This is a genomic window from Actinomyces sp. HMT 175 (genome assembly GCF_016694895.1).
Taxonomy (GTDB): Bacteria; Actinomycetota; Actinomycetes; order Actinomycetales; family Actinomycetaceae; genus Actinomyces; species Actinomyces oris.
Genome location: NZ_CP068012.1, coordinates 1,762,900 through 1,785,520, shown reverse-complemented (window position 1 = coordinate 1,785,520; position 22,621 = coordinate 1,762,900). Strand labels below are relative to the sequence as shown.

At 68.8% G+C, this 22,621-nt stretch carries 23 protein-coding genes; 15 read left to right on the top strand and 8 right to left on the bottom strand.

Features of this window, described 5'->3' with window-relative positions:
* The first annotated feature begins 378 nt into the window (after positions 1–378).
* The 3 genes from hisH to JJJ14_RS07635 all read left to right on the top strand — a co-directional run bounded on the left by hisH (position 379) and on the right by JJJ14_RS07635 (position 2,797).
* Positions 379–1,017, top strand: a complete 639-nt coding sequence (gene hisH / locus JJJ14_RS07645) for an imidazole glycerol phosphate synthase subunit HisH (protein WP_040321356.1) — start codon at positions 379–381, stop codon at positions 1,015–1,017.
* 41 nt (positions 1,018–1,058) lie between these two features.
* Positions 1,059–1,811 carry a bifunctional 1-(5-phosphoribosyl)-5-((5-phosphoribosylamino)methylideneamino)imidazole-4-carboxamide isomerase/phosphoribosylanthranilate isomerase PriA gene (priA, locus tag JJJ14_RS07640; protein WP_009406038.1) on the top strand — a complete coding sequence of 251 codons (753 nt, stop codon included), beginning with the start codon at positions 1,059–1,061 and terminating at the stop codon, positions 1,809–1,811.
* An 83-nt stretch (positions 1,812–1,894) separates the two neighbouring features.
* Positions 1,895–2,797 (top strand): SseB family protein, encoded by a 903-nt coding sequence (locus JJJ14_RS07635; protein WP_236592766.1) that lies wholly within the window; start codon positions 1,895–1,897, stop codon positions 2,795–2,797.
* A gap of 22 nt (positions 2,798–2,819) precedes the next feature.
* Here JJJ14_RS07635 and JJJ14_RS07630 read toward each other — a convergent pair whose 3' ends face one another.
* On the bottom strand, positions 2,820–3,137 hold the full coding sequence (locus JJJ14_RS07630; RefSeq protein ID WP_075413913.1) for a hypothetical protein: 318 nt from the start codon (positions 3,135–3,137) through the stop codon (positions 2,820–2,822).
* A 67-nt stretch (positions 3,138–3,204) separates the two neighbouring features.
* Here JJJ14_RS07630 and JJJ14_RS07625 point away from each other — a divergent pair, with 67 nt between their 5' ends.
* The 6 genes from JJJ14_RS07625 (at position 3,205) to JJJ14_RS07600 (ending at position 8,346) form a co-directional block, all read left to right on the top strand.
* Entirely contained in the window at positions 3,205–3,993 is a 789-nt protein-coding gene (locus JJJ14_RS07625; protein WP_009405915.1) for an ABC transporter ATP-binding protein, read from the top strand.
* Entirely contained in the window at positions 3,990–5,600 is a 1,611-nt protein-coding gene (locus tag JJJ14_RS07620) for a DUF6297 family protein (protein ID WP_201443765.1), read from the top strand. The genes JJJ14_RS07625 and JJJ14_RS07620 overlap by 4 nt, the downstream gene beginning before the upstream one ends.
* A 364-nt stretch (positions 5,601–5,964) precedes the next feature.
* Positions 5,965–6,564 (top strand): translation initiation factor IF-3, encoded by a 600-nt coding sequence (gene infC / locus JJJ14_RS07615; RefSeq protein ID WP_060957747.1) that lies wholly within the window; start codon positions 5,965–5,967, stop codon positions 6,562–6,564.
* Between the two features lie 123 nt (positions 6,565–6,687).
* Positions 6,688–6,882, top strand: a complete 195-nt coding sequence (rpmI, locus tag JJJ14_RS07610) for a 50S ribosomal protein L35 (RefSeq protein ID WP_003780493.1) — start codon at positions 6,688–6,690, stop codon at positions 6,880–6,882.
* A gap of 27 nt (positions 6,883–6,909) precedes the next feature.
* Complete coding sequence (gene rplT / locus JJJ14_RS07605) at positions 6,910–7,290, top strand: 50S ribosomal protein L20 (RefSeq protein ID WP_003786223.1); 381 nt, start codon at positions 6,910–6,912, stop codon at positions 7,288–7,290.
* Between the two features lie 123 nt (positions 7,291–7,413).
* Complete coding sequence (locus JJJ14_RS07600; protein WP_201443764.1) at positions 7,414–8,346, top strand: TrmH family RNA methyltransferase; 933 nt, start codon at positions 7,414–7,416, stop codon at positions 8,344–8,346.
* A gap of 1 nt (position 8,347) precedes the next feature.
* On the opposite strand, the gene JJJ14_RS07595 is transcribed toward JJJ14_RS07600, so the two are convergent.
* Positions 8,348–9,628 (bottom strand): glycosyltransferase, encoded by a 1,281-nt coding sequence (locus JJJ14_RS07595; protein WP_201443763.1) that lies wholly within the window; start codon positions 9,626–9,628, stop codon positions 8,348–8,350.
* A 217-nt stretch (positions 9,629–9,845) separates the two neighbouring features.
* Positions 9,846–10,496 carry a TetR/AcrR family transcriptional regulator gene (locus JJJ14_RS07590; RefSeq protein ID WP_143226095.1) on the bottom strand — a complete coding sequence of 217 codons (651 nt, stop codon included), beginning with the start codon at positions 10,494–10,496 and terminating at the stop codon, positions 9,846–9,848.
* Between the two features lie 265 nt (positions 10,497–10,761).
* Between JJJ14_RS07590 and JJJ14_RS07585 the strand changes: the two genes are divergently transcribed.
* The 4 genes from JJJ14_RS07585 to JJJ14_RS07570 all read left to right on the top strand — a co-directional run bounded on the left by JJJ14_RS07585 (position 10,762) and on the right by JJJ14_RS07570 (position 14,271).
* Positions 10,762–11,547, top strand: a complete 786-nt coding sequence (locus tag JJJ14_RS07585) for an amino acid ABC transporter ATP-binding protein (protein ID WP_003786219.1) — start codon at positions 10,762–10,764, stop codon at positions 11,545–11,547.
* A gap of 89 nt (positions 11,548–11,636) precedes the next feature.
* Positions 11,637–12,617, top strand: a complete 981-nt coding sequence (locus JJJ14_RS07580) for a glutamate ABC transporter substrate-binding protein (RefSeq protein WP_201443762.1) — start codon at positions 11,637–11,639, stop codon at positions 12,615–12,617.
* A 125-nt stretch (positions 12,618–12,742) separates the two neighbouring features.
* Entirely contained in the window at positions 12,743–13,399 is a 657-nt protein-coding gene (locus tag JJJ14_RS07575; RefSeq protein ID WP_003786217.1) for an amino acid ABC transporter permease, read from the top strand.
* Positions 13,396–14,271, top strand: a complete 876-nt coding sequence (locus JJJ14_RS07570; RefSeq protein ID WP_201443761.1) for an amino acid ABC transporter permease — start codon at positions 13,396–13,398, stop codon at positions 14,269–14,271. Before JJJ14_RS07575 ends, JJJ14_RS07570 begins: the two co-directional genes overlap by 4 nt.
* 45 nt (positions 14,272–14,316) lie before the next feature.
* Here JJJ14_RS07570 and JJJ14_RS07565 read toward each other — a convergent pair whose 3' ends face one another.
* The 5 genes from JJJ14_RS07565 to JJJ14_RS07545 are packed head-to-tail and all read right to left on the bottom strand — an operon-like array spanning position 14,317 to position 18,553.
* Positions 14,317–14,712, bottom strand: coding sequence for a type II toxin-antitoxin system VapC family toxin (locus JJJ14_RS07565; RefSeq protein WP_201443760.1), 396 nt, complete (start codon positions 14,710–14,712; stop codon positions 14,317–14,319).
* Positions 14,709–14,966, bottom strand: a complete 258-nt coding sequence (locus tag JJJ14_RS07560) for a type II toxin-antitoxin system Phd/YefM family antitoxin (protein ID WP_029316436.1) — start codon at positions 14,964–14,966, stop codon at positions 14,709–14,711. Before JJJ14_RS07560 ends, JJJ14_RS07565 begins: the two co-directional genes overlap by 4 nt.
* A gap of 40 nt (positions 14,967–15,006) precedes the next feature.
* Entirely contained in the window at positions 15,007–16,677 is a 1,671-nt protein-coding gene (locus tag JJJ14_RS07555; RefSeq protein ID WP_201443759.1) for an ABC transporter permease, read from the bottom strand.
* Positions 16,677–17,693, bottom strand: a complete 1,017-nt coding sequence (locus JJJ14_RS07550; protein WP_236592764.1) for an ABC transporter ATP-binding protein — start codon at positions 17,691–17,693, stop codon at positions 16,677–16,679. The genes JJJ14_RS07555 and JJJ14_RS07550 overlap by 1 nt, the downstream gene beginning before the upstream one ends.
* Entirely contained in the window at positions 17,690–18,553 is an 864-nt protein-coding gene (locus JJJ14_RS07545) for a MerR family transcriptional regulator (protein WP_201443758.1), read from the bottom strand. Before JJJ14_RS07545 ends, JJJ14_RS07550 begins: the two co-directional genes overlap by 4 nt.
* 214 nt (positions 18,554–18,767) lie before the next feature.
* Between JJJ14_RS07545 and pheS the strand changes: the two genes are divergently transcribed.
* Positions 18,768–19,853, top strand: coding sequence for a phenylalanine--tRNA ligase subunit alpha (gene pheS, locus JJJ14_RS07540; RefSeq protein WP_010613724.1), 1,086 nt, complete (start codon positions 18,768–18,770; stop codon positions 19,851–19,853).
* Position 19,854: 1 nt separating this feature from the next.
* Positions 19,855–22,512, top strand: coding sequence for a phenylalanine--tRNA ligase subunit beta (gene pheT / locus JJJ14_RS07535; RefSeq protein ID WP_201443757.1), 2,658 nt, complete (start codon positions 19,855–19,857; stop codon positions 22,510–22,512).
* Positions 22,513–22,621: the final 109 nt, after the last annotated feature.

Genomic DNA, 22,621 nt, shown 5'->3' with positions numbered 1-22,621 from the left:
ATCCGCTGGAGCCGCCCGAACCTGTCCCGGCCGCGGCGGGGGAGTGGGGCGAGGACGCCTGCGAATGCGGTGGGGACGGGGGTGCCGGCCAAGGCGGCGCAGAGGCCTGGCCGGAGGGGAACTGCATGCTCACGGATGAATACTCGCCCATCTTGGGTGATTCGTGAAAGGAAGCCGACGACCCGGATTCGGGATCGCACATTTGCCCCGGCCTTCTCACTGTCCCCGCGCGAGGCCACGATCAGGGCGACGTGCCCGGAACCGCTGCTCCAAGGTTGTTGCCGCGGCGCTGCCGGTGCTGGTTCTGCGCACGTCACAGGGCGTTTCAGAGTGTGGAGGATACTCAGAACGATCTACCGGGACGGTAGGCTGTGTCACATGCAAGCGCCGCGCGTCACCCTCCTGTCCTACGGATCCGGCAATGTCCGCTCAGCGATGCGTGCTCTGGAACGCGTCGGAGCGCAGGTGACCTTCTCCTGCGAACCGGACGATGTCACCGAGGCCGATGGGCTCGTGGTCCCCGGGGTGGGTGCCTTCGGCGCGGTCATGAGGCAGCTGCGGAAGGTCGATGCCCCCCGTCTCATCGAGCGGCGCCTGGCCGGTGGACGGCCGGTCCTGGGAATCTGCGTGGGCATGCAGGTCATGTTCGAGCGCTCCGACGAGCACGGGACCGCGGAGGAGGGGCTGGGGCAGTGGCCCGGCACTGTGTCCCACTTGAGAGCCGACGTCGTTCCGCACATGGGGTGGAGTCTGGTCCGCCCTCCCTCGGGCTCCGTCCTGTTCGACGGCGTCGCCGAGGAGCGCTTCTATTTCGTCCACTCCTATGCGGCCACCCAGGACCCCGCCGAGCTGCTCGGCCCCGGTCCCACCCGCCTGCCGCAGGTCACGTGGGCCACTCACGGCCACGACTTCATCGCCGCCGTAGAGAACGGTTCCCTGAGCGCCACGCAGTTCCACCCCGAGAAGTCCGGTGACGCAGGGGCTCAGCTGCTGCGCAACTGGTTGACGACCCTCTGAACCCCACCTGAGCCATCCCACGACCACTGCAGGAGAAACGCATGCTCACTCTACTTCCCGCCGTCGACGTCGCCGATGGCAAGGCCGTCCGTCTCCTTCAGGGAGAGGTCGGCTCAGAGACGGACTACGGCAGCCCCGTCGACGCCGCCCGGGACTGGGTGCGCGCCGGGGCCGAATGGATCCACCTGGTGGACCTCGACGCCGCCTTCGGGCGCGGCTCCAACCATGAGCTGCTCGCGCGCATCGTCGGCGAGGTCGGCATCAAGGTGGAGCTGTCCGGGGGCATCCGTGATGACGCCTCACTGGCCCGGGCCCTGGCAGCCGGCGCCGCCCGGGTCAACCTGGGCACGGCGGCGCTGGAGGACCCCGAGTGGACCGAACGGGTCATCGCCGAGCACGGGGAGAAGATCGCGGTCGGCCTCGACGTGCGAGGCTCCACCCTGGCGGCCCGCGGCTGGACCAAGGAGGGCGGAGACCTGTGGGAGACTCTCGAACGGCTCAACGCCGCAGGATGCGCGCGCTACGTCGTCACCGACGTCACGCGCGACGGCACGCTGAGCGGCCCCAACACAGAGCTCCTCACCGAGGTCTGCCAGCGCAGCCCTGCCCCGGTGGTCGCCTCCGGCGGTATCGCCCACCTCGATGACCTGGTCGCGCTGCGTCGCCTGGTGCCGCTGGGACTGGAGGGCGCGATCGTCGGCAAGGCGCTCTACAACGGCAACTTCACCCTCCAGGAGGCCCTGGCCGTGGCCGGTGATGAGGACAAGAGGCAGCCCTCAAAGGCTCGTTCCTGACTACTCCGGGCCTCTGGCGCCCCGGTTCCCGCATCGCCGGCAGCTACCGGCGTCAGGGACAGGGGGACGCCAAAGGCGCTACCGTGAGGGCCGTGAGCCAGTCAGCGCAGAATCAGCAGGCAGTTCCCGCACCAGCGCCCGCGCCGGTCGGCGACTCGACGGCCGAGCCCCCGCAGGACCCCCAGGTGGCGGCGGCCGTGGCCGCACGGGCCAAGCTGGAGCGTCTTCTGGCCGCGCCCGCCCCCTTCGCCGACGACGACGGCTCGATCAGGCCGGAGGTGCGCGACGCCCTGGAGGCCGTGGACCTGCCGCGTCATCAGTACCTCGATGAGCTGTGGACGGCTCTGACCGGTGGCCGGCTGATCGTTCCCGTGGCCGCTCACGCCCTTCCCGGACGCCTGGAGGGGAGTCTGGCGCAGTCCGCGGGCCTGCCGCATGGCCCGTCGGGCGATGGTGCGCCGCAGGTCCCGGCTCATGAGGTGCACACTGCTGACGCCTGTCAGGATGCGGCGACCCTGGCGGTGAACCTGCCCGACGGGCACATCGCCCTGCCGGTATTCACCAGCGCCGAGGCCATGAACCAGTGGCGCAGTGACGTGCGTCCCGTGCCCGTCTCGCCCCAACGAGCGGCCCAGGTCGCCTGCCTGTCCACCGACCAGCTGTGGGTGCTCGACCCCGGCAGCCGGGACCTGCGTCTGCCGCGCCCCGCCGTCGTGGCCCTGGCCGGGGGAGAGGCGTGGGTGCCCTCATGGCGCAACGAGCCGGTTCAGGCCGAGGCACGCGCCCAGCTCCAGGAGGTCGACGGAGTCACCGGTGTGGCCTTCGGACCCGGTGAGAGCGCCGAGCTGCGGGTCTTCATCCGCATCGACGCCGCAGGCGGTCGCGCCGGCGTGGCCCGCAGCCTGGAGGGCTGCCAGCACGTCATGGTCAACCCGGCCTGGGGCGACCTCATCGACACCGTGGAGCTGTGCCCGCTTCCCGCCTGATCCGAGCGGCTGGCACCCGATTTCAGGAGCGGCCCAGGATGAGGGCCTCCCACTGCTCGACCTGTCCGTAGTGGTCCTCCAGCGGCCCAGCCACCTGGTCGAAGCGCGCAACGACATCGCGCAGAGCCTGGCCGTCCTGGGGACGTTCGTTTCTCTGAGCGATCCGGGCGCAGGCCTCAGCGATCCCACGGATCTGGGCGAGATCCCGGGTCGAGACCATCACCCGACCGGGGCCCGGGTCCCTCGTGGTGCTCCAGTCGGTCCCTGCCTCACGGGAGAGGGCGGAATCGTCGTCGGACGCGCCATTCGGGTCCGTGGTCCTCACGCTGTTCCAATCCATGACAGCGGAGCGTAAGGCATCCGATTCGACCAGGCCACCGAAAAAAACGTGTGTTGGAATAGTACCGATGAGCACGAAGTCGACCGCCTCAGTCCCATCTCGTCCAGACTCGGCGTCAACACCCGGTTTCCGGCATGATGTCAATGGCGGTACCCAGCCCCCGGCGGGGAGTCGTGAGCCGCTGGTGAGCGCTCGCGACCTCAGTGTCGGATACGGTGACCAGCCGGTCTGCGCCCCGGCGACCTTCGACCTGCTTCCCGGCCAGGTGCTGGCCCTTGTCGGGGTCAACGGGGCCGGCAAGTCGACGATCCTGCGTACCTGCTGCGGGCTACTGCGCCCGTTGTCGGGGCAGGTTCACGTACTCGGACACCTTCCGGATCCCCGTTCAGGCGCCCAGCGCACCGCCCTCGCCACGGATCTGGGGCAGGAGTCCTTCTTCCCCACCCTGACCGTCGCCGAGCACCTGCGGATGGTCTGCTTCGGGCATGGCGTCGTCGAGGCCGATGAGCGGGTCAGTGACCTGCTGGAGGACCTGGAGCTGCGACGACTCGCGGGACACCTGCCCGAGGAGCTCTCCTCGGGGCAACGGCGCCGACTGGCACTGGCGTCAGTCCTGGTCCGGCCCCGCAGGCTGCTGGTCCTCGACGAGCCCGAGCAGCGCCTGGACCGGGTGACCCGTCTGCTCCTGGCCGACATGCTCGTTGAGGAGCGTGAGGCCGGCGGGGGAGTTCTCATGGTCTCCCACGACCCGGAGATCGTGGAGGAGGCGGCCACCGACGTGCTCCTCGTCGGACGCGACACCCGGATGCTCAGTGTGGACGACGGCGTGCGCGCCATTGAGGAGGGGCTGCGGTGACGCCGCCGGGTGACCGGACGGCGCCGGTCCTCTCCACTGAGCTGGAAACGATGGCCTTTCCCGATGGGGCCGCGTTGCGTAGGTGGGTGCGGCGCCGTACTCGGCGGCACCTCCACGGTGTCTGGGCGCTCGTGGGGGACGTCTACTCCGTACTCCTGACACTCATCGTCGTCGTGACGATCCTGGCCCCGTATCTGCGTCGGGTGGTTGTGACCCCGCCTGGTTCAGCGGTTGGGGCCGGTGCGCTCGGCGGCTTCGCCACGGTGGGCCTCGACCCCGGGTGGGGGCTCCTGGCGCTGCTCATGCTGCTGGTCGCGGTCGGTGTCGGTTCACTCGGCCGGCTCGGCCCACTTTTCCTGCGCCCCCACGAGGCGGCCTGGTGGCTGCCCATGCCTGGAGACCGGGGCAGTCTCCTGGTGCCGGTGGCCCGCGTCGAGTACCTCATCGCGGCCACCGTGGGAGCCACGGCGGGCGTGCTCCCGGCGGTGGCGGCCGGAGGCGGCTGGCTCGCCGCCATCGCGTGGCCTGCCCTGCTTTCGGCCGGGACTTGCCTGGTCCTCACCGAACTCATCAAGGCCCAGATTCTTGACCGCGATGTCGAGCCGCTGCGGCGCCGTCTCATCCTGGCGGGGGCCGCAGCATGCCTGGCCGGTGTGGTGCTTGCCTTCCCACGCTCCTTGCTCGGCAACACGGCGGTCGCCCTGCTGGCCGGCGTGCTGGCCTTCCTGGCTGTGCTGGGATGGCGGCGGGCCAGAGGCGGCCTGGGACAGGTGCATGATGCTGCCCTCCTGGCCGTCGTCGCGCGATCCTTCGGCGCGCACGTCTCGCTGCTGTCGTTGGACACCAGGGCCCTGGGGCGGCTGCTCTCCCCGGATCCCACCCGGCCCGCCGATCCTTCATCGCTGCGGGCGGCGCGGATCGGGAGTCGACTGCCCCGACCCCTGGGGGTGCTGACAGCAGTGGCTCAGGCGGACTGGATCCTGCTGCGCCGCCAGCGCCGGCGCCTGCTTCAGATGGGGGTCGGGCTGGCCATTGCGATGCTGCCGCTCCTGTCCGGGGCGGTCGGCGCCCCGCTGCGCGCCGTCGGGTACCTCATCGGAGGCTGGATCGCGACCCTGGCCGTTGCCGAGCCGGCGCGCCAGGCCTGGTTCGACGGCGGTCCTGACGCCTCCTGGCCGGTGGCGCCGTGGGTGGTGCGAGCAGGCCACCTGCTCGTGCCGGCCGTCCTCATGAGCGCCTGGTCCCTGCTGAGCTTGGCTCCGGCCCTGGCGGCCCTTGGGGCCGCGGCCGCCTGGAATGAGCTGGGAATCGTGGTGGCCCTGGCCCTGGTGAGTGGCTGGGCCTGGGCCGGGGTGGCGCTGCGTTCCGGGTACCGGGAGATGCCTGACTTCGCCGCCGGACTCATCGCCTCTCCCATGGGGTCCCTGCCGCCGGGAGTGCTGCAAATGCTGACTCAAGGGCCCGACGCCGTCGCCGTCGGAGCACTGACCGTGGCGCTGGTCGCCAGCGGTATCGCGGTACCGACGACGATGCTCCTCGGGATCCAGGCCGCCGCCGGTGCCGTCGTCGTCATGTGGGGAGTCCGCACGAACCGCCGGGCCTTCTGACGACCTGCCTCGCCTCGACGCCCGCCTCACACGTGGGAGGACTCACGTCAATAGGGGTGAGGGAGCGGTGGGAGAGCGAGCCCGTGTCCTGGTAGTATCCCTCACTGACCACCCGGGGTTCGCCCCGGTGCGCAAGCGGAGCGATCCCACCTGGGTTCCTTTCGGGAATCGGGTTCATGCGAGGGTGACCAGCCCTTCGCGGTCCCTGCTCGGCCACGGCCGTGCCGAGATCGCGCTCATCACGAGGCCTCCGACCTGCGCGGCAGGAACGGGGGCCTTTCCTCGTTCCGCAACCATCCGTGACTCAGAGTGAGGAACCGACATCAGCGAGCCCCGTATCAACGAACGGATCCGCGTTCCCGAAGTGCGTCTCGTCGGCCCCAGCGGCGAGCAGGTCGGCGTTGTCCGCGTGGAGGACGCCCTGCGTCTGGCTGAGGAGGCCGATCTCGACCTGGTCGAGGTGGCACCCGACGCCCGCCCCCCGGTGTGCAAGCTCATGGACTACGGCAAGTTCAAGTACGAGTCGGCCATGAAGGCGCGCGACGCGCGACGCAACCAGGCAAACACCCAGCTCAAGGAGATCCAGTTCCGCCCCAAGATCGATGAGCACGACTACGCCACCAAGCGCGGCCACGTCGAGCGATTCCTCAAGGGCGGGGACAAGGTCAAGTGCATCGTCCGCTTCCGCGGCCGTGAGCAGTCCCGGCCCGAGCTCGGTATCAGGCTCCTGCAGGGCCTGGCCGAGGAGATGGCCGAGCTGGGCACTATCGAGTCCCACCCCCGTCAGGACGGCCGCAACATGGTCATGGTCCTGGCCCCGGTCCGCAAGAAGGCCGAGGTCAAGTCCGACCAGCGCCGCCGCCGCGAGGAGGCCCGCGCCGCCCGCCGTGCCGAGAAGCACGCGGGCCGGGCACCCAAGGGCGCCAAGGCCTCGGACGGGGCAGCTGCCGGCGAGAACGCCTGAGAGCGCCCGAGGGTGCACTCGACACTCACCTGACACCACCGACCCACCCCCTCGCCACCGTGAGCGGGGTCCGCAGTCCCGGCGACCACTGGTCTCCCAGGGACCGAGAAGAGGAAATTACCCATGCCGAAGAACAAGACGCACTCCGGTGCCAAGAAGCGCTTCCGGGTCACCGGCAGCGGCAAGCTCATGCGCGAGCAGGCCAACAAGCGCCACCTGCTGGAGGTCAAGTCCTCCCGCCGCAAGCGCAAGCTGTCCCAGGACCAGCCGGTCGCCCCGGCCGACGTCCGCCAGGTCAAGAAGCTGCTCGGTCGCTGACCGCCCAACCCACCAAGGAGTCTCACCATGGCACGTGTGAAGCGGGCTGTTAACGCCCAGAAGAAGCGTCGTTCCGTTCTCGAGAAGGCCTCGGGCTACCGCGGCCAGCGCTCGCGCCTCTACCGCAAGGCCAAGGAGCAGGTCACCCACTCCGGCGTCTACGCGTTCCGCGACCGTCGCGCCCGCAAGGGCGACTTCCGTCGCCTGTGGATCCAGCGCATCAACGCTGCCGCCCGCGCCGAGGGTCTGACCTACAACCGCTTCATCCAGGGGCTTGGCCTGGCCGGCGTGGAGATCGACCGCCGTATGCTCGCCGAGCTGGCCGTCAACGAGCCGGCGGGCTTCAAGGCCCTCGTTGAGGTGGCCCGCAAGGCCCTCCCCGAGGACGTCAACGCCCCCAAGGCCTGAATCACCAGTGCAGCCGGGCACCAGCTCTGCTGACACAACATCGTCGAGTCCTCGCCACACACCCTGAACCGGTTGGTGGCGAGGATTCGGCGCTCTGGGAGGCTGCTCGCGTAGGCTGACGGCATGAGCCCTACCGCCTCCGCCGTCCCCGATGAGTTCCTCGACGACTCCGCCGAGCGTCCTCAGGCCCGCGGGCCGCGGCGGCGCACCGTCAGCGAGGGGCCGGCCGCCGGCCACGAGGTGCTGAGCAATCCGGCATCGGCCCGCATCTCCCGAGTGGCGGGCCTGTCCCGCCGCAACGCGCGGGCCAAGCACCGACGCTTCCTCGTCGAAGGCCCCCAGGGCGTGCGCGAGGCCGTCCGGCACGTCCCCGGCCGCGTGCTCGATGTCTACCTCACCGAGGCGGCCCTCGAGCGCCACAGCGAGATCTGGGACCAGGCCGTGGCAGCCGGGCTCTACGTGCACGTCACCACCCAGCAGGTCATGGACGCCATGAGCCCCGACGCCCAGGGCCTCCTCGCCGTCGTGGCCACCGAGGAGGCCACCGGCTCCGAGGCGCTGGCCGCTGCCCTGGAGGGGGCCAGGCTCGTCGCCGTCCTCACCCAGGCCCAGGACCCCGGGAACGCCGGCACCATCATCCGGGCCGCCGACGCCGCCGGCGCCGACGCCGTCGTCCTCGTACGCGGCAGCGTGGACCCCACCGCACCGAAGGTGGTGCGCTCCACCGCCGGAAGCCTCTTCCACCTGCCCGTGGTCACCGGCGTGGCCCTCGACGACGCCGTCACCGCCCTCCACAACGCCGGACTCACCGTCCTCGCCGCAGACGGACGCGGGGACTTCGGCCTCTTCGAGGCCGAGTCCCTCCTGGAGGCCCCCAGCGCCTGGCTGCTCGGCAACGAGGCCCACGGACTGCCCTCAGAGGCGTTGAGCCGAGCCGACGCCGTCGTCTCCATCCCCATCTACGGCAAGGCGGAGTCCCTCAACGTCGCCGCGGCCGCGGCCGTCTGCCTCTACGCCAGCGCCCGGGCACAGGCCCAGAACTCTGGCCACAGCTGACTCACAGCAGCTCGCAGATCGCCTCAGCGGCCCGGCCCGGTCCGTCCAGTCCCTCCATGAGCCCGGCCATCCGCCTGGCGCGTGAACGCATGCCGTCGTCGGCCAGGGCCTGGCGCACCAGCTCCGCCCAGTCGGTCCTGCGAGCCTCCCGCTGCGACACGAGCCTGGCCGAGCCGAAGGCCGCACAGCGCTGCACGTTGAAACGCTGCTCGAACTGCAACGGAATCCCGATGAAGGGCCACCCCTGGACGCAGCTGGTCTGCACCGTTCCCTCCCCGCCGTGAGTGATGGCCAGGTCGACGGCGTCGCCCAGCTGGTGGGCCGGAAGCCAGTCAGTGACGTGGACATTGCGTGGAAGAGTCCCCAGGTCCTCCTGGCGAAGGTGGGAACGCACCGGAGCCAGCACCTGGCAGTCCGCCCGGCCCAGGCCTGCCAGCACGTCAAGGACGAGGTCACGGTTCCCCGATGAGCCCATGGCGAAGTACACCAGGGGCTGGGGGCCGGCGGCCAGGTCGGCCAGGAGCTCGGGGAGCTCCCCGGGCAGGCGGGCATAGACCGGCCCCACCACCCGGTGCCCCTGAGGCATCCTCAGCCACCCGGGCAGCAGGTGCGGGGCAGTGGCGATGAGATTGAGATCGGCAGTGAGTCCGTTGAGCACCCCCTGGGGCAGCGAGACGCCGTTGGCTCTGGCCACACAATGGAAGGAACGAGGCAGGGGGAGCCGCGTCCCGAGCGCATGGAGCGCGTGAGCGGCCACGTTGTCGACCAGGCACTCCTCCGGGGAAGTGCGGGGCAGGAAGCCGGTGGCCCCGGCGGCGCGCGCTGCTTCCAGATGCGCCAGGGAGTAGGCGAAGGGCCGTACGAAAACCAGCGGCACGCACTCGGCCCGCGCAGAAATAAACTGGCTGGGAGTTACTCCGATGACAACGGCGTCCGGACGCAAGGAACGCAGCAGCACGCGCTCACTCGTCACCCGCTGGGCGAGCATCTTCTCCGTGAACGGGTGACGCAGGCTGCGACCCTGGTCGAAGTCCAGCGCCAGCCTTCCCTCCTCCTCACTGAGGTAGGGGGTCAACAGACGGAACTCGAAGCCCGCGGCCCTGATGTACTCAGTGTTGCGTGGCGAGAAGCCGGCGAAGACGCACTCAACGTGTGAAGGCATCCGGCGGGCCACCTCGATCGCACGGGTCACCTCGGCGAAGTTGAATGTCTCCGGAGCGAAGAGGACGCGCGACGTCCTGCGGCGTACAGCCACCACATCTCCAGTGGTGCCTTGAGGCATGATCGGCTCTCCTTCTGAGAGCGAGGGGTGCCACAGTGCGGGTGAGCCCTCATCGTTGTTCTATTGTACGTCTTGTACAACCGGGGGAGAGAGTAGCACGTTCGCGCCTACGCGAACGCCTTTTTTACGATAGGTTCGAAATACTGGAAGAAAGTGTGAGCGGCCCCGGAGAAGGTCTGAGTCTCGATGCGGCTCGGTTCGCCCCTAGTGATCGCCCTCAGCGGTCGCTCACCGGCTCGGGGGCAGTGGCCGGCGTCGCGGCTGGCTCGGGGGTGTGCTCGGCGCCTTGACGAGCCTGGGACACCAGGCTCCGCAGTGTCTGGGCGGACATGTTCGTGATGGTCTCCTGGCTGATCTCGGGGTGATCCAGCCAGGCCAGGCACAGGGAGATCATGGTGCTGATCCACACCCGGGCGGCGAACATGGCGCGCGTGTCGGGCTCGGGGATGCCCATGAGCATGAGGACGAGGCGTTCGTAACGCTCGAAGCTGGTGGCCAGCGCGGCCGCGATCTCAGGGTCCTGGTCAAGACCTCCGGTGTGAAGCGCTCGAAGGCTGTCTGGCCTGGCCTTCACGTAGCCCGCGAACGTGGAGATCGCCCCTTCCAGGGTCAGTGCCGTCTGCTGCTCGACTAGGCCGTGAAGGTGAAGGATCTCGTACTCCACGATGGCTCGGGCGAAGGCCATCTTGGAGGGGAAGTAGTGATAGAAGAGCGTGCGTGAGACGCCGGCCCGCTTGATGATCTCGTTGACGTGAGTGCGGTCGAGCGTCCCCTCCGCGAACAGCTCGACGCCGACTCTCACCAGCTCCTCCCGACGCTGCTCGGGCTGGAGGCGGCGGCGCGGATCGGTGGTATTCGCGGGGCTCATGCAGATGAGACTACGACCGCGTGGTCGGCGTACGCGGTTAGGCGCTCTGTATGGCGTGTGAGCATCGTCCCAGGTTCGGGGGAGTTGTGAGACGATTGACGCTCCGGTTGGAGACGGTGCTACTCTTCCTGACGAGAGGTTGGAACTCTCTGATATGTGTAGGCCGACACAAGCCAAGGAGGAATGCAGTGCGCATGCGGATGTGTTGCTGTTGCTGTCGATGAGACAGATGACGCTCCCATACCCATGTTGAGACGAGGTACTCGTGACCGCATCCGCACCCTCTCCTGACCAGACCGCCGCAGACCGGGACGATGACGTCCTGGTGCGGATCAGCAACGTCACCAAGTACTACGGCCGTTTCAAGGCTCTCGACGACGTCTCCCTCGACATCCACCGTGGTGAGGTTGTCGCCGTCATCGGTGCCTCCGGATCGGGCAAGTCGACCCTGTGCCGTACCGTCAACCGCCTCGAGCCGATCCAGGAAGGGCAGATCGAGATCGACGGAATCCCGCTGCCTCAGGAGGGCCGGGCCCTGGCTCAGCTGCGCGCCGAGGTGGGAATGGTCTTCCAGTCCTTCAACCTCTTCCCGCACCGCACGGTCCTGGACAACATCACCCTGGCGCCCATCAAGGTGCGCGGCATCCCCCGGGGGCGGGCTGAGGAACGTGCCCGTGAGCTGCTGGCCCGAGTCGGCCTGGAGGACCAGGCCGACAAGCGTCCCTCTCAGCTCTCCGGAGGTCAGCAGCAGCGCGTCGCTATTGCCCGAGCGCTGGCGATGGACCCCAAGCTCATGCTCTTCGATGAGCCCACCAGCGCCCTGGACCCGGAGATGATTAACGAGGTCCTCGACGTCATCAAGGACCTGGCGGCCTCGGGTATGACCATGCTCGTCGTCACCCATGAGATGGGCTTCGCCCGCTCGGTCGCCGACCGGGTCGTCTTCATGGACGGCGGCCAGATCGTTGAGTCCGGCCGGCCTGCCGAGTTCTTCTCCTCCCCGCGCACGGAGCGCGCCCGCGACTTCCTCTCCAAGGTGCTCAGCCACTGAGCCCCGAACCGCATCCTCTCCCGAGTGCGGCGACCACCGCAGGCCCAGCGCCTGGGACGGCCCCTCCCCGTCCGAACGAAAGGAACACCATGACCACCCTCTCCCGCCGCGGACTCCTGGCCACGACCGGCACCCTCTCCCTGGCAGGCGTCCTGGCCGCCTGCGCAGACACGGGCGCCGATGGCAAGGCCGTCGCCTCGTCGTCGGCCTCCGACGCCGACTACGACAAGGCCATCAACTCCGGTCCGGTGGCCGCCGACGACGTCGTGGCCGCCTCCCCCTGGGCCGCCTCCGTGAAGCAGGCGAAAAAGCTCGTCACCGGTGGGACCAAAACCTCCGAGGTCTTCTCCTGGGAGGACTCCAAGACGAAGAAGATCTCCGGCTTCGATGCGGCCATCGCCCAGGCGCTGGCCCGCTACATCATCGGCGGAGACGACGCCCGCTCCCTCCTCGAGGTCCAGCAGGTCACCTCCGAGACGCGCGAGACCGTCCTGACCAACGGCACGGTCAAGGCCGTCATCGCCACCTACACGATCACCCCGGAGCGGGCCAAGAAGATCGACTTCGCAGGCCCCTACTACGCCTCCAGCCAGGCCATCCTGGTCAAGGCCGATAACAAGGACATCACCGGCGTCGACACCCTCACCGGGGACGTCGCGGTCCAGTCCAACTCCTCGTCGGCCGCCGCCCTGAAGAAGTACGCCCCCAAGGCCACCGCCAAGCCCTTCGACACCCAGGCCAAGTGCGTCGCCGCCGTCGAGAGCGGGCAGGTCAAGGCCTACGTCGTGGACCAGTCCCTGCTCAAGAGCGAGGTCCTGTCCAATGACAAGGTCAAGATCGTCGGTGCGACCTTCGCCGAGGACCCCTACGGCATCGGACTTCCCAAGGACTCCGGGGCACAGGCCTTCGTCAACACCTTCCTCAAGACGATCGAGGATGACGGCACCTGGAAGAGGATCTGGGAGGCGACGATCGGCAAGTCCCTCGGTGGCACCGCCCCTCAGCCCCCGGCCCTCGGTTCGGTGCCCGGGTCCTCGGCCGGCGGCGACGCGACCCCGCAGAGCTCCTGAACGACCTCACTGCCTGTCAGGCTCGCTGCGTCGTCGACTCGAGCGGACCCGCCGCAGGGCCGACGGCGCAGCAGCCGACAGCATTCCCGTCATGGTGACGACCCGCATCGTTCAAGGAGGCGACTGTGAGTGCCATTACCGACAATCTCCCCGCTATCGGTTGGGGGCTGCTGGTCACGCTGGTGATCTCCGTCCTGTCCTACCTGGGTGGGCTGCTCCTGGGATCGCTCATGGCCATCTTTCGGGTCGGTCCCATCCCTCCGCTGCGTGCGCTGGGTGCGGCGTGGGTGACAGTGGCCTGCAATATCCCCAATCTGTGCCTCATGGTGCTTGTCGGCCTGGCGCTGCCTCATGTCGGCATCACCATCCCGCTGTTCTGGTCGGTGATCGTGGCGCTGGTCTTCTCCTCATCGGGATTCGTGTGTGAGACGGTCCGCAGCGGGATCAACTCGGTGCCCAAGGGGCAGATCGAGGCCGCCCGTGCACTGGGCATGCCCTTCGGGCTCATCATTCGCGGCATCGTCCTGCCCCAGGCGCTGGCCCGCACGATCCAGCCACTGGTCAACATCTTCATCGCCTGCCTCATCGGCTCCTCGCTCGCCGCGGCGATCGGCGTCGTCGAGCTGACGGCCGTGACGCAGAGAATCAACCAGGAACGAGCCGCGGGAGTCATCACCTTCCTCACCTCCGGCCTTACCTATCTGGCCATCGCCTTCGCCGCCACAAAGGTCGGCGGGCTCCTTGAGAGGCGCCTCGAGTTCATGGGGAGGGGGCGAGCATGAGCTCAGACATCATGCCGATGACAGAGCCCCGTCCACGCCGTCAGCGGAGTCAGGGCTCCGGGGCGGCGGATGCGGCACTGCTCTTCGATGAGCCCGGGCCGCGGGGGCGCATCCTGATCGCCATCGGATCAGTCGTCGCCGTCATTGGAATCGCGGCGCTGGCGGCCGCGGTCCTCTACCGGCTCGACCTCGCGGGACAGCTCGACTATCCCAAGTGGCGCTACTTCCTGGGGCAGTCGGTGGTCAGCCAGCTCCTGGAGGCGGCCGGGACCACGTTGACCCTGGGGGGTGTTGCCGCGGTGCTCACCTTCCCTCTGGGAATCGCCTTGGGCTGGCTCCGCTTGCTGGACAACCGCCCCATCAAGTGGCTGGTAGGCCTGTGGATCGATGCCATGCGAGCGGTGCCGATGCTGCTGCTCGTCTACTTCTTCCTCTTGGTGGTTCCCCGCTTCGCCACGATCTCGGACTTCTGGAAGCTGGCACTGCCCATCGTCATGTGCACCTCGGCGACGACGGCGGAGGTCTTCCGCTCCGGTGTTCGGGCGCTGGACCGTGGTCAGACTGAGGCCGCTTGGGCACTGGGGATGAGTCCATCGCTCACGATGCGCCTCATCCTGGCGCCGCAGGCCCTGCGCCTCATGCTCCCAACCCTTATCACGCAGATGGTGACCATCATCAAGGGGACGACGCTGGCATACGTGCTCGCCTACCCCGAGCTCATGTATCGCGGCTCCACCATGATCGGCCAGGCGAAGATCGATGCCCATTTGTCGGTCTTCTTCCAGACCTACGTCATCATCGCCGTGCTCTACATCATCGTGAACTGGTCCCTAGGGGCACTGGCCCGCTACATCGAGTCGCGTACCCGCTGAGGGCGGGGCGACCTCTTGCCCCACCCTTGCCAGCGGAGTCAGCTCTTAAGAGGGTGCCACTGGAGAGAGGTTGCAGTAACGTGCGCCATTTTGCATCTCGATGTCATAGGTGATGATGGCGTCTGCTTGAATATCCAGTGCCACTGTCAGGTGGATGGCGTCTGCTGCCCTCAATCCCAACGATGTTCTAGCTGCGTCAATGAGCTGCGACCTTGATATGTCGATAAGGTTGATCCCTGAAAGGAGAGATGCGACCGTCTCCTGATCGAGTTCACTACGTCGTCGAGCGGCGCAGTGGAGCTCAGTGTGCAGGAGGAAAGAGGAACATAGTGAGTCTCCATCGGTTGTATGCGATGTGAGCCAGGCAGCCAGTGGCTCAGACTTCTTCTCCTCAATGAGGAGCTTCAAGGCCGCGGAGGTATCGAGGTAGTAGACGCTCATTGTTCCCCGCGAAGATCGTCCAGTACGGCTTGGGAACTCACGTCTGCTGTGCGTTTCAGGGCCCTGAAGTCGACATGCGTCGCTTCACGGACCGCTCCTTGCCGCTTGAGGATGGAGAGCCGGTCCCGGGAAATAGGAGAGAGTATCGCAACAGGTTCACCATTGTTGGTGATCTCAAACGTTTCACCAGCCTGAACTCGGTGGAGGATCGCGGCGCTGTTGTTGCGCAGTTCCCGGTGCATGATCGTCTGCATGTACATCACCCCGTAGCAACTGTAGCACCGCCTTCCGTCGTCAGGCGGGCAGGTCGCGTCGGGCGTAGGCGACCAGACCGGTCATGATGCCGATGAGGCCAACCAGGGCCTGGACGGCCAAGGGCTTCCAGTCCGGGGTTCCGACGACGTCGAGATGGTGGCCGAGCACGCTGAGATCCTTGGCCCAGTCCTTAAGCTCGACGAGTCCGCCGAAGAACTGGGCGAAAGCGCTCCAGGTGACGGCCGCCCAGGACAGGCCGGCCAGTTTTGGCGCCAGACCCACCAGGGCCGTCGCGATCCCGATGGCTGCCACCATGCCGGGCAGCTGGCTCACGGTGAACACGAAGGATCGCGCCACGGCGTGGTCGTCGGTGAGCTGAGTCGCCGTCGTCGCCGCCAGAACCGTCGCCGAGACCAGCAGCAGGACGATTGACTCGATCAGTGCGCACAGAACCTGGGAGAGGAGCACTCGGCCACGACTCACCCCGACGGCCAGCTCGACCTCCACCAGTCCCGCGCGCTCCAGGCCCGCCAACCCGTTCACCCGTCGCACTGCCGCCACGGCCACAAGCAGCGTCGTGACCACCGTCATGAGGGACATGAACTGCTCCACCGGGGACCCCACGGCCATCTTGCCGACCCAGGAGGCCGTCGGAGAACCGGGGGCCAGCAGATCCTTGATGCTGCCGGACACCGAGCCGTACAGGAGTGCCAGAGCCGTCGAGGCCAGGGCCCAGCCGACGAGGCTCCGCCATGACAGGCGCCCGAGCAGATCCATGTGCCCCCGCACCCGCCACCGACGCCGAGACGAGCTGCGGTCGGGCAGGTAGCCGTCCAGGTACTCACGGCGCGCGGCGAGCACTGCGGCGCTGAGCATCACAGCGATGGCGATGGCGCAGCAAGCCAGGAGCACCGCGAACCGGTCATCGGTATAAGGGCGCACGAGGTCGCGCCACCCCAGGGGAGTCGGCCACCGGAGCCAGTCCGAGTCGGTGCCGTCGGAGATCTGGTCGGCGCTCACCCGTATCGTGAAGGCAAGTGCGAGCACCAGCATGGACAGGCCCCTGGCCTGGCCCACTTGACGACCCAGCTGGCAGGCCACTGCCGCGATTGCCGAGAACGCCCAGCCCGTCACGCAGATCGTCCCGGCCAGTGCCCAGGCCCCGCTCACCGTCAGCTCCTCGATGCTCCCGGTCTGCCAGGTCAGAAGGCCTCCGACGCCCGCAGACAGGGCGCCGACCACCACCCAGACCAGGGCCACCGGTACGAGAAAAGGAACCGACCTGCCCGCGCCCGTGGCGCGCAGAACCTCGACGAGCCCCTCATCCTCATCGGCCCGCAATACCCGGCAGGTCAGCAGAATCGCCATGAGTGCGGTGCACACGAGCAGGAAAGTCCCCGTCTCCCACTGCAGGAGCTGACCGAGCCGGCCGGGCAAGGGGACATAGCCGTAGAGGAGGCGCGTTCCCGGAGACTTGCGCATCTGCTCGATGAGCACCGTCCGGGTCGCCAATGAGGGGTAGACGCTCTCGTAGCTCGGTGCGGTGACACCGACCAACAGCCACAGGGGCGCCAGCCAGGCCACGATCTGAAACCGGAATCGTCTGAGCAGAATCCACAGGTAGGCGTCCCAGCTGGCAAGGGCGCTGGTTGCGTTAGAGCTGATAGCTGGTGCTGACACGCCCGCAGCTGTGCTCAATGCGGCGCTCATCAGGCCTCCTCGTAGTGACGCAGGAAGAGATCCTCCAGGCTGGCCGGCTCGCAGGTGACGTCCTGGATCCGGTGCTCACCGGCAAGGCTCAGCACCGTCGGCACCTGCTCCGCCGCCACCTCAAGGCTCAGGCGGCCACCGTCCTCGACGACATCGAGCCCCAGGGCCTCCACTGCCTGCCTGACGGTGCCGAGCTCAGCGTCCGCAGCGCCCAGCTCGATGCGGGTGCGCGACAACCGCCGCAGGGTCCCCAGGTCGCCCTGCTCGACGACCCGGCCGTCCTTGATGATCGTCACCGCACTGCACAGGTGTTGGACCTCGGCCAGGATGTGACTGGAGAGCAGAACCGTGCGGCCCTCGGCAGCGGCTCTGGCAACCTCCTCGGTGAAGACCCGCTCCATGAGCGGATCCAGACCGCTGGTGGGCTCATCGAGCACCAGCAGGCTTGTCGGCGCGGCCAGGGCGGCCACCAGCGCCACCTTCTGCCGGTTCCCCTTGGAGTAGGTCCGTACCCGTTTGCTGGGATCCAAGTCGAAGCGCTCAATGAGCTCGGCCTCCCGCTTGGCGTCGCGAGAGCCGCGCAGCCCGGCCAGGGCGTCGAGCACCTGGCCACCGGTCAGGGCCGGCCACAGCGCCACGTCACCGGGAACATAGGAGACCTGCCGGTTGATGAGCGCGGCCTGCCGCCACGGTTCGCTGCCCAGCACGTTCACGCTTCCGCCATCGGGCCGGTAGAGCCCCAGCAGGACACGGATCGTGGTGGATTTCCCCGCCCCATTGGGGCCGAGGAAACCGTGGACGCTGCCCGCCTCCACCGTCAGGTCCAGGCCGTCGAGCGCCCTGAAGCGCCCGAAGTGCTTGACCAAGCCGTACACGCGCACCGGCGGCTCGCCGCCGGCGCCCAGATCACGGACCGCGCCGGGAGAGGAATCCGTGGTGGGCTCGTCCGTATCCGAGCGGGACGTCGCTGCTGACATACTCGTTGCCTTCTGCACCTTGGCGCTCTTGACTCTCACAGCACTGGCTCCTCTCCCGCCGAGCGGCGGATCGTTGCGGCGAAGTCCGGATCGGTGAGCATGAGCTCGATGAGCTCAGCCACGAAGGCCTGCTGAGCCGGATGGGGGTAGCTGGAAGTGGTCAGCACATGGGTCAGTCGCCACATGGCGCGCCCCAGAGCGCCCGAGGGAAGATCGTTCAGGACGGCCAGGGCGTGCTTCTTGTGGCGGCAGGCCAGACGCCAGCTGTTCTGTGCGAGCCGGTGCGCCTCAGCGCGCCCCTCGGCCTCGCTCAGCGTGGCCAGACGGGCGAAGTCCGCGACCTGCTGAGCGGACAGCTCGCGATCATCCTCATCGAGCGCCTCGATGAAGGGGATCGCACTGTCGGGCACCATGCCCAGAGAGGCGAGCACCACCATCATCTGACGCTCAGCCCGCAGGCCTCGCACATTGCCGCCCAGCCTGGTGATCCGGGCCTCGATGTCGTCGTAGAAACGGGTCAGGGCGCTGGGAGCGGGGGACAGGCCCTCACCGCGCTCCACCCGGGCGATGAGCTCATCGACCCGGGAGGCCTGCTCGGCCAGGCTGCGCTGCTGCGCCTCGATCGTGCCCCGAGTGGCCCTCAGGTCGCGCAGCACCGCCTCGCGACGGGAGTCCTGATCGGTGCCGATCGTGTCCGAGGCGAGCATCTCCGCCACCTGGGTCAGCGACAGTCCGCCGTCGGCCAGCCACCGGATACGCAGCAGGCGCGCCACGTGCTCGACGCCGTACTCGCGCCGCCCGCGCACCGTGGGCGGAATCTCCAACAGACCCAGGTGGTGGTAGTAGCGCACCGCCCTCGGCGTGGTGCCGGCGATCCGGGCGAGCTCCTTGACGTGCATGAATCCATGACAGCAGGTGACGTTACGTCGCCGTCAAGTCCCACGTGGCGGCAACCTCGTCGGAGCCCAGAACCAACCCATGCCCAACCCACGACCGAGTTGGGTAGCGGCCACCGCGCCACCCCGGTGACGGGACGATTCACACCCACACGACGGCGCGGACTACCCTTAAGGGCGGACAACTCCGGAGACACCTGGTGGAAGGCACCGCAATATGACTGACGCTCCCGGCGCGCTCTCGCCCCTGGACGAGGACGGCATCAACGCCGCCGTCGAGGAGGCCCTGGCCGCCTTCGCCGCAGCCGGCACCCTCGCCGAGCTCAAGGAGGCCCGCCTGGCCCACACCGGCGACGCCTCGCCCCTGACCCTGGCCAACCGGCTCATCGGCACCCTGGACAAGGCGGACAAGCCCACCGCCGGCAAGCTCCTGGGCGGCGCTCGCGGGCGCATCGCCAAGGCTCTGACCGCTAGGCAGGAGACCCTCGAGGCCGCCGCCGAGGAGGAGATGCTGCGCACCGAGGCGGTCGACGTCACCATCCCCACCTCGCGGACGCAGGCCGGTGCCCGTCACCCCCTCGACGTCCTCATCGACGAGGTCTGCGACTTCTTCACCTCCATGGGCTGGTCCATCGCCGAGGGGCCGGAGGTCGAGCACGAGTGGTTCGACTTCGACGCCCTCAACTTCGACGCCGACCACCCCGCCCGTCAGATGCAGGACACCTTCTACATCGACGGTGCCAGTGTCGGGGCCGGAGAGGGGCAGGCTGCCAACCTCGTGCTGCGCACCCACACCTCCCCGGTCCAGGCCCGCGTCATGCTCGAGCAGCAGCCCCCGCTCTACGTGGCCTGCCCCGGCAAGGTCTTCCGCTCCGACGAGCTCGACGCCACCCACACCCCCGTCTTCCACCAGGTCGAGGGCCTGGCCGTGGACAAGGGCCTGACGATGGCGCACCTCAAGGGCGTCCTGGACCACTTCGCCAAGGCCATGTTCGGCCCCGAGGCGCGCACCCGCCTGCGCCCCTCCTTCTTCCCCTTCACCGAGCCCAGCGCCGAGATGGACCTGTGGTTCCCCCAGAAGAAGGGCGGCGCCGGCTGGATCGAGTGGGGAGGCTGCGGCATGGTCAACCCCAACGTGCTCACCGCCTGCGGCATCGACCCCGAGGTCTACACGGGCTTCGCCTTCGGCATGGGGCTGGAGCGCACCCTCATGCTGCGCCACGGAATCGCCGACATGCATGACATCGTCGAGGGCGACATCCGCTTCTCCCAGCAGTTCGGCACCACCGGAAAGGGAAACTGACATGCCTTACGTCCCCATTGAATGGCTGCGCGAGCACGTCGACGTCCCCACCGGCCTGGGCGCCGAGCAGCTCGCCGCCGACCTCGTGCGCGTGGGCCTGGAGGAGGAGCGCATCGTTCCTCCGGCCGTCACCGGCCCCCTCGTCGTCGGCAAGGTCCTCACCCGCGAGGCCAAGGAGCAGTCCAACGGCAAGGTCATCAACTACTGCCGTGTCGACGTCGGCCCCGAGCACAACGACGCCCCCGGCACCGGCAAGGAGCCCTCCGACCTGCCCAGCCGTGGCATCGTCTGCGGCGCCCACAACTTCGACGTCGGTGACTACGTCGTCGTGTGCCTGCCCGGCGCCGTCCTGCCCGGCGACTTCCGCATCGCCGCGCGTAAGACCTACGGGCACGTCTCCGACGGCATGATCTGCTCGGCCCGCGAGCTCGGCATCGGGGAGGACCACTCCGGCATCATCGTGCTCCAGCAGTGGCTGGCCGAGCACGGCCACGAGGGAGAGGAGCCGCCCGCACCCGGGACCGACGCCATCAGCATCCTCGGCCTGGGGGAGGAGGTCCTGGAGATCAACGTGACCCCGGACCGCGGCTACTGCTTCGCCATGCGCGGCGTGGCCCGCGAGTACTCCCACTCCACCGGCGCCCGCTTCACCGACCCTGCCGACGCCACCAACACGGGGCTGTACCCCAACGGCGTGGCCCCCGCCGGGCAGGGCGGCTACGACGTCGTCGTCCCCGAGGACCCCCAACCCATCCACGGGCGCCCCGGATGCGACCGCTACGTCGCCCGCCTCGTGCGCGGCATCGACCCGAGCGCACCGTCGCCGACCTGGATGCAGGACCGCCTCACCGCCGCAGGCATGCGACCCATCTCCCTGGCCGTGGACGTCACCAACTACGTCATGCTCGACCTGGGCCAGCCGCTGCACGCCTTCGACGCCGGCAAGCTCACCGCCCCCATCGTCGTTCGTCGGGCGAAGGACGGCGAGCGCCTCACCTTCCTCGACGAGGTCACCCGCAGCCTCGACCCCGAGGACCTGGTCATCGCCGACTCCCCGGACGGCGAGGGCTCACGGGCACTGGTCCTGGCCGGTGTCTTCGGCGGGGCCCTCAGCGAGGTCGACGCCGACACCCGCGACGTCCTCATCGAGGCCGCCCACTTCGACCCGGTCAGCGTGGCCCGCTCCTCGCGACGCCACAAGCTGCCCACCGAGTCCTCCAAGCGCAACGAGCGCGGCGTGGACACCGAGCTGGCCCCCATTGCCGCCCAGCGCGCCGTTGACCTGCTCGTGGAGTACGGCGGCGGCACCGCCGAGCCCGTGGCCACCGACATCAACCGCACCCGGGCCCCCGAGCCCATCACCATGCGCGCCGACGCCGCCGAGCGCCTCACCGGCGTCGCCTACGGAACCGAGCGCGTCACCGAGCTGCTCACCACCATCGGCTGCACCGTGGAGCGCGGTGGCTCCGCCGACGACGGAACCGCGCTGCTGACCGTCACCCCGCCGACCTGGCGCCCGGACCTGGTGGGGCCTGCCCACCTGGCCGAGGAGATCGCCCGCCTCGACGGATACGACGCCATCCCGGTCATCGTGCCCACGGCCCCCGCCGGCACGGGGCTGAGCGCCGACCAGAGGGCCCGCCGCGACATCGTGCGCGCCCTGGCCGACGCCGGACTCACCCAGGTCCTGTCCTACCCCTTCATCGGGGACATCCACGACCTGCTCGAGATTCCCGCCAACGATGCTCGCCGACAGACGGTCCGTCTGGCCAACCCCCTGGCCGAGGACGCCCCCTACCTGCGCACCAGCGTGCTCGACTCCCTGGTCGACGTCGCCCGGCGCAACGTCTCGCGCGGCCTGACTGACGTTGCCGTCTTCGAGGTCGGCTCCGTCACCCACCCGGCCGGTACCGTTCCCGCCCCGATCCCCGGAGTCTCCGGGCGCCCCAGCCAGTCCGAGGAGGCAGCCCTCGAGGCGGGCATTCCCGCCCAGCCCACTCACGTCGGCGCCGTCATGACCGGTGAGCACGAGCGCTCCGGGGTGCTCGGGGTCGGCCGGCCCTGGGACTGGGCCGACGCCGTCGAGGTGGTCCGCACCGTGGCCGCCGCGCTCGGGGTCACGATCGAGGTCCGCGCCCCCGAGTACCCCTATGCCCCCTGGCACCCCGGCCGCACCGCGGAGATCCGCCTGCCTGGCCGACGTCGGGGCAAGGAGATCGAGCCCGGCAGGCTCGTCGCCCACGCCGGCGAGCTCCACCCGCGGGTCGTCCGCGCGCTCGGACTCCCCGAGCGGGCCTGCGCCGTCGAGATCGACCTCGGCCCGCTGCTGGAGACCGCCCGCGACGCCGGGGCGCTCCAGGTCAAGGCCGTCTCCACCTTCCCTGCGGCCAAGGAGGACATCGCCCTGGTTGTCGACGAGACCACCACCGCCGCTGAGGTTGAGGCCCTGGTCAGGCAGGCCGCCGGGGACCTGGCCGAAGAGGTCCGCCTCTTCGACGTCTTCCGCGGCCCCCAGCTCGGCGAGGGCAAGAAGTCGCTGGCGTTCTCCCTGGTGCTGCGAGCCCCTGACCGCACGTTGACCGCCGAGGAGACTGCCGGCGTGCGCAAGCGCGTGGTCAAGCGCGCCGCCAAGCTCCTGGGAGCCGAGCTGCGCAGCTGATCCACGCAGGTCATGCCAGTTGTCCTGGCAGCACTGAAGGCCGTGATGTGATGCACATCATGGCCTTCAGTGCTCCTTCCGTGCTTTTGTCGAGCAGAGGATCCCGGAC